The organism is Mesorhizobium sp. M1A.F.Ca.IN.020.06.1.1 (assembly GCF_004023265.1).
Taxonomy (GTDB): Bacteria; Pseudomonadota; Alphaproteobacteria; order Rhizobiales; family Rhizobiaceae; genus Mesorhizobium.
In genome coordinates this window covers 1-564 of the sequence record NZ_RZSR01001705.1, presented here as the reverse complement: position 1 = coordinate 564, position 564 = coordinate 1, and the positions used below count along the sequence as shown (strand labels likewise).

The following is a 564-nucleotide window of genomic DNA, read 5'->3' as shown; positions in this document are numbered from 1 at the left end:
CGGCCGAGACCGGTCCCTCCTGCACATGCACGGTCGTGCCCTTCTGCATCGTGCGCGCCGTGCGGGCGTCGGCGGCGCGGAACCACCGGCCCTCGCTCGCCGTGTAGATGCCGTTCTCGGTCTGGTCGGCCTGATCCTTGACCAGCACGCGGTCGCCGACTTCGGCCGCCACGCCGTCGATGGTCTGCAGGCCGTAAAGGGTGATGTTTGCGATCGTCGCCAGGCGCACGGGTTCGCGTTCGCCGGTCAACAGGCGAACGGCGGCAGTTGCAGGTCGGGCCATAGGGCTTGCTCCATGAAAAAAGCCCCGCGAAAGCGAGGCTTGAAAAGATCGGGATTAGCGCGCGGCTAGATTTGTAGCCGCACCGGAATCAGCTCTTTGTCACCGCGATTTTCGCCAACAGCTTGATTGAGCCTGTCCGCGCTCGGTATCCGAGCCATCTGAATCCAAAATGCGCCCGCTCCAGCCGCCCCGCCAGCGGTGCCAGCGCTCCTGGAAGCGCGAAATGGCGGCCTGGGTGTTGAGATTGTTCTGGCGCAGCCGCGAGTCGTACAACATCGCAT

Annotated in this window: 2 pseudogenes; both read right to left on the bottom strand. The window is 64.5% G+C overall.

Annotation, left to right across the window (positions count from 1 at the left end):
• Positions 1-283, bottom strand: a pseudogene (locus EOA60_RS36465) (hypothetical protein); the annotation flags it as partial.
• A gap of 99 nt (positions 284-382) precedes the next feature.
• Positions 383-564: pseudogene (locus EOA60_RS38595) on the bottom strand (hypothetical protein); the annotation flags it as partial.